Source organism: Sulfuricaulis sp. (assembly GCF_049587675.1).
Taxonomy (GTDB): domain Bacteria; phylum Pseudomonadota; class Gammaproteobacteria; order Acidiferrobacterales; family Sulfurifustaceae; genus Sulfuricaulis.
Map to the genome: position 1 here is coordinate 1 of NZ_JBAVEJ010000059.1, position 5,304 is coordinate 5,304.

Annotated in this window: 3 protein-coding genes and 1 pseudogene; 1 reads left to right on the top strand and 3 read right to left on the bottom strand. The window is 63.4% G+C overall.

What is annotated here, in order from left to right; genetic code table 11:
- Nucleotides 1-338: pseudogene (locus WB402_RS03215) on the top strand (transposase); the annotation flags it as partial.
- Nucleotides 339-362: 24 nt separating this feature from the next.
- On the opposite strand, the gene WB402_RS03220 reads toward WB402_RS03215, so the two are convergent.
- From WB402_RS03220 to WB402_RS03230, 3 genes are all read right to left on the bottom strand, one after another.
- Entirely contained in the window at nt 363-2,441 is a 2,079-nt protein-coding gene (locus tag WB402_RS03220; RefSeq protein WP_424205476.1) for a recombinase family protein, read from the bottom strand.
- Entirely contained in the window at nt 2,434-2,610 is a 177-nt protein-coding gene (locus tag WB402_RS03225; protein WP_424205477.1) for a hypothetical protein, read from the bottom strand. Before WB402_RS03225 ends, WB402_RS03220 begins: the two co-directional genes overlap by 8 nt.
- Before the next feature lie 720 nt (nt 2,611-3,330).
- On the bottom strand, nt 3,331-4,995 hold the full coding sequence (locus tag WB402_RS03230) for an IS1634 family transposase (protein ID WP_424205478.1): 1,665 nt from the start codon (nt 4,993-4,995) through the stop codon (nt 3,331-3,333).
- Nucleotides 4,996-5,304 lie beyond the last annotated feature (309 nt).

The following is a 5,304-nucleotide window of genomic DNA, read 5'->3' on the forward strand; positions in this document are numbered from 1 at the left end:
TCGTGGATGTCTTCTCCCGGCGGGCAATGGCCTGGCGGCTGTCCAACACGCTCACAGTGGACTTCTGCGTGGCGGCCTTGGAAGAAGCCCTGGGGCGGTATGGTTCCCCAGAAATCTTCAACACTGAGAAGGCGCGCCAGTTCACCAGCCAGGCCTTTATCGGGGCGCTGGAGCAGGCAAAGGTGCGCATCAGTATGGATGGCCGCGGCGGCTTTGTCGATAATGTATTCATCGAGCGGCTGTGGCGCAGTGTGAAGTACGAGGAAGTGTATCTGCACGCCTGGGAGACGGGCGCCGAGGCCAAGGCCGCATTGGCGCGCTACTTTGCCTTCTACAACGGGTCTTCATACTGCCCCACCTCGCTATGTCATTGATAGATCGAGAGTGTCTTGGCTCTCGGTTGGTACTACAGGGCGGCGCGAACGATCCTTGGCTCTCGCTGCGAGTGCCTTCGCCTGCTCGGTCATCAGCACGTCACGACGGAAAATCCAGGGGCCATCGGGGAGCGGGTGCTCGGCTGTCAGTTCGCCATGCTCCACCGCAAGGCGCAGCGTACGTGCGCTCACGCCAACCAGGCGCGCCGCCTGCGTGAGATTCAACCATCCCTCGGTCGTGCGGCGCTCCTCGGCGTACACCGGAATCTCGTGATGGCTGCGCAGGGCCGTCACGCGCTCGCGCGTCCAGAAGTTGCCTCGACCCGTGCGGCGACCGTTGCGGTTGAGGACGTTCGCGATCATCGCATCGGAGCAGATGCGGGCGAGAGAGCGAACGGCCTCGAGCGTTTCCGGGGCGGTATGCGTGCTGTTCTGGCCGCGACGCCGACGCGGCACGCGCACTTCCGTGTGCACGCCGCCAATCCAATGGATCACGAGCACGACCTCGCTCGCAGTCGGGTCGACGTCGACCATGATCTCGTGGATGAGCGAGCGCACGATACGCTTCTTCAGGCGCGCATCGGTGTCCGGATGTTCCCATAGCGCTTCCAGGCGCTCGGCAAGAGCGGTGAGCTCGCCCAACGTGGGTGCGGGGTCGGAGCCGCGCGCGCCTTCGTGCTGCGCAATCCGCTCCTCGATCTCGCGCACCCGCCCGAGCGCCTGATTCCAGCGCCGCTCAAGCTCCTCGGCGACGAGTCGGTTCTCCGGGTCCGCGGCATCGTACTGGCGTTGTGCCCGTGAGGCGGCGTAGCGTGCCGCCTCGAGGTCGCGCTCGAGCGCGGCGCGGACCTCGTCCTGTTTTTGAGCGTCCTCGCGATAGGCCAAGAGTGCTGCCTCGATGCCAGCGGGCTGCACGACGCGCAGCACTTCAGCGGCGACTGCCGCATCGACCCGCGTTCCGCCGAAGCTGATGCAGCGCGGCTCGCCCTTGTCGAGCCAGGCGCGGTGACAGACGTAGCGCGCCACGTCGTGATGGCTGCCAGTATAGTGCACCGTGAGCTTCGCCGCGCAACGCCGGCAGCGCAGTAGTCCAGACAGCAGTGCTTGGCCCTCGCGGGCTGCGCCGGGCGCGCCCGAGGTGACGTGCAGGTTGCCGCGGATGGTGCGTTGAATCCGCTCGAAACGCTCCCAGTCCACGTAGCCTTCGTGCGCCCCCGGGATCAGCGCGAGCCACTCCTCGCGCGGCTTGCGCCGGTCGCTCCGATGCTCGACGCCAGCCTCGTAGCGGGCCGTGCGCTCGGACTTGCCGTAAGCGTATGCCCCGCCATAGGCCGGATTGGTCAGGAGTTGGTACACAGTTCCGTAGACCGGGCGCTTCCAGCAAACCTCGCCGCGCGGGGTCACGGCCGGCAGCTCGAGGCCATGCTCGTGGAACCACATCAGGGTCTGGCGCACCGACCCGATCCGCTCGAACTGCTCGAGCACGAGCCGGATCGCCTCCTGCACCCGGCGATCCGGGTCCTTCTCCAGCCGATGGTCCTCAGTCTTGCGGAACCCGACGGGGGCGACGATGATCAACTCGCCGCGCTTCGCCATTGCGCGACGGGCCTCCAGCGAGCGCTGCCGCAACAAGTCGAGCTCGTATTCATTCAGGCTGCCCTTGAGTCCCAGGAGCAGCCGATCATTGCTGGCGCGCGGAGCGTAGACGGTCTCCTGGTCAATGAGCACCGTGTCGACGACCCGGCAGACCTCGACGAGCTGCTGCCAGTCACGACTGTTACGCGCGAAGCGTGAGACCTCGCGTGCCGCCACCGCACCGACACGCCCCAGGCACACCTCAGCGACCATGCGCTCGAAACCGCTGCGCGCTTGGGTGCCAGCGGCCGAGCGACCCAGATCCTCGTCGACGATCTCGATGTCGGTGAAGCCAAGATCGCGCAGCCGACTCTGCATTGCGTACTGCAGCTTCTGGCTCTCCGGGTTGTGGGCGACCTGGAATGCTGAGGACTGCCGGATGTATAGCATCGCCTTGCGCGCAAGATGCTGTGGTCGGATCTTCTCACTCATCGCGCACCTCCGCCGCGCGGTGCGCGCGCAGGTGCTGGCGCAGTAGGCGCGCAAGCAGCGCCACCGCGCGAGCCCGTGTCTCGACCGGTACGTCGGTCCAGCGCAGTGGCGCGCTCGGCGGGAACAATCTTAGCTGGTTGACCTGTTGCTGTTGGGTCTTGCTGCGCATGAGCACCTCCCGGAAAATCGCGGATTGGGTGCTCGGCTTGTAGCACAGTGACCGGCGGGGCCTGCATGACGGCCTCGATCAGCGCGCGAACCTCGCGTAGCGCGGTGACGCTGACCAATGGCATGGGCGCCTGCACCGTGCGGCAACACGACGCGGCATCGAACATCCACTGCGGAACTTCGAGCGGGCGACGACCGTCGCGCTCCTGCACGCACCGGAAGACGGCGGCATCGCCCTTGATCGCGGCACCGACGATCCACACCGCTTGGCCATGCCATGGGTGCCAGCGATAAAGGACTATGCGCTCATCAGTAACATGGGCGTTCTGTTGTCGGCTTGTACAATGGCACGCGTCCGCATGAAGCGCTGGCCTATCGCACGCCTGATGAGCTGTACTTCGGCGCAAGCGCGGCCGAAGAGGTGGCCTGAGTGTCGTCCATGACGACTGTGGCCCCCGAGTCCCGGTTACCCACCGCCGGCCGGCTTCGCGTGCGATACACGCGCCGCCGCCGGCCGGCCGTGGATAACCGGGGGTCCGTGGCAGCGCATCACTTATACAGCCGAAAATTTTGTCCAAAGATAGGGAACCACCGCTCTGAAACTCGTCTGCAACGCTCAAGTTTGACAGTGCCAAAATTATTTCTTCTCTAATTCAATAACCTATGGGCGCAGCACGGAGGCGTGGCACTACATTCACGCATGCTGTGTGGATGTAGGCGATCAGCTTGCGAGGGAGGCCTCCTTGATCTGTTGAACAGTGGGCGGCAGAGCAACACCGACGCGCTGGAACACCCGGCCGCTACACCCACGTGCCTCGGTGCGCAAGCGGAAGCGCTTACCTTGGTGCGCAACATCGACGTGTTGCAGGGACTCGAGATCGCGCAGGAGATCTTGCCACTCGATTGGATCGTCTCCGTCATCGAGACGTTCGAGAAGCGCCTTGCGCAGGATGAGCGCCAAGAAGGAACAGAAGACATGCCCTCGGATGGTGTCGTCCCGTTGATGGAAGATCGGGCGTGTCTCGAGCAGCGACTTGGTGTCGCGGAACAAGGACTCGACCTGCCAGAGCTGCTTGTACTTGAGCGCGACATCGCTGGCAGACAGGTCGGTGTTGGCGCGCAACACCCACTTGCCATCGTAGCGGGCCTCGGCCTTGATCTTCTCTTGGTCGATCTCGAAGTGCGGCCCGTCTCCCGTCTTCAGATACTGTCGGTAGCCGCGGTTGCCCACCCGGGACTTATCGCCCTTCTTGAGCTGTTCCTGCAAGGCGGCCACGATCGCTTCCCGGTCGGCGGCATCCTTCTTGGCCTGAGCCTCGTTGAGGCAGACGATGTAGCGTCGCTGATCAACCATCACCTGCTTGACCTTGAGCGGTGCTCGCCCCTTCGGATCTTGTCCAGGTTCCCGGACCTCGTGGTAGCGACCGGCCCGTGACAGGACGTTCTTGGAAACCTCTTTCTGCTTGCGCATCCGGGCTCCTAGGATGTACGGCCAGTGACGTCTCTCCAGCTCATCGATGGTCTCTTGGCTGATCATGCCCCGGTCCGCGACCAGGCAGGCACGCTGTACACCGAAGCGCCGACTGAGTCGATCCGCGAGCGGCAGCAGGGTCTTGACATCGGTGGTGCTCCCCGGCCACAACTCGCAGCACACCGGCCGGCCGGACTCATCCAACACCGCCCCCACCACCATCTGCTTGAGGTCCGGACGGTGGTCCTTAGAGTAGCCGCGCTGGCCGATGGTCTCACCACCCTCGCCCTCGAAGTAGAGCGAAGTGGTGTCGAAGAACACCATCTCCAGTTCGCTGAACAGATCGCGCCGTCGGGCGAACAGCGCTTCTTCGATCAGGTCCTTGACACAGCGTGGACTGAAGCCGGTGGAACCGGCTTGATCGGGGATCTCCTCGCCCAGCCACATCATGGCCCGGTACAGATGGTGGAGCTCAAGCCCGTCCATGCCATCGATGGCGTAGTCCTCTCGCCAACGTTCGGCCGAACGATCAGAGCCCGGAGCGAGCACCCGATGCAAGACGGTCAGGAAGATCGCTCGTTCGAGCGGGAAGTCGAACTTCCGATCCGTCAGCAGGTCCTGGATCGCCTGTCGGCACCCCGTCTCTGACCACAGGCGCTCGAAGATCTTCACGGCCCCGATGCGCTTGGTGGAGAGGACGGGAGCTTCGCCCTGCTGGTGGGCGTTGATCAGCAAGATCGACTCTGTGAGACGGGCGCCCGACTCGAGGAGCGACTCAAGCTGGCCGGCCCCCTCCAGTCGATCGAGACGCCCAACGGTGCCGATGACTCGCTGCTTCACCTTGCCACCTTCACGGCGGTTCTCGACGATCTGAAGGTACTTACGGTTCTGGGACTGCTTGACGCGGAAGAACATGGTGTCACCTTCACTCAGGACACCACGAAATTACCATATATATCCAAATAAATCATTACGAAACAAAAAAACGTGGCACTACATGTTGGGGTCAAAAAAGATGCTATAAAACCCGAGCCTTTGATTTTTTGAAGGTTTTCTCGATTGATCGCTCAAATTTCGGGGACAACTGTCAAACTTGAGCCTGGCAGCGCGCTGGCGCTGAAGCTGATGGAGCTGTTGGTATTGGCGCTGCTCTCAGGGATGAGCGAGGGGGTGGTGAATTTGCTGGAGGATGCGGCAGTGAAGGTGGGGCTCGCCAGGAGCCGA

What these genes read in the sequence shown, in the direction of transcription:
- WB402_RS03220 (WP_424205476.1), bottom strand. Translation starts at nt 2,441, where the DNA reads ATGAGTGAGAAGATCCGACCACAGCATCTTGCGCGCAAGGCGATGCTA.
- WB402_RS03225 (WP_424205477.1), bottom strand. Translation starts at nt 2,610, where the DNA reads ATGCGCAGCAAGACCCAACAGCAACAGGTCAACCAGCTAAGATTGTTC.
- WB402_RS03230 (WP_424205478.1), bottom strand. Translation starts at nt 4,995, where the DNA reads ATGTTCTTCCGCGTCAAGCAGTCCCAGAACCGTAAGTACCTTCAGATC.